We start from the raw sequence: 292 nt of genomic DNA, 5'->3' as shown, positions 1-292 counted from the left end.
CCATTGGCGCGCCGGTGTAATCCGGGATGGTTTCGTTGAGCATCACGGCGTTAGACGGAACATCCTTGCCGCGCACCAGCGGGGAGGTCAGGGTACCCATGCCGTAATCGCCGGAGTCCAGGTAGGCTTTAAAGTACCAGCCGATATCCGGGTCGCCGTACGGCACAATCATGCCGCCGAGCGATCCCTGATACATCACCTGTCGCTTTTTGCCGTTGTCGTTATAGGTCACGGTGGAGATTATCGGGCCGACGCGTGAGTCCAGGCTCAGATGAAAATCCCAGTTCTGCCA

General features: G+C 58.2%; 1 pseudogene. It reads right to left on the bottom strand.

The features are described from left to right. Positions 1-292, bottom strand: a pseudogene (gene tynA / locus RTW80_RS28670) (primary-amine oxidase); the annotation flags it as partial.

Source organism: Escherichia sp. AM3, from assembly GCF_032029835.1.
Taxonomy (GTDB): domain Bacteria; phylum Pseudomonadota; class Gammaproteobacteria; order Enterobacterales; family Enterobacteriaceae; genus Escherichia; species Escherichia coli.
This window is presented reverse-complemented; position numbering and strand designations above follow the sequence as displayed.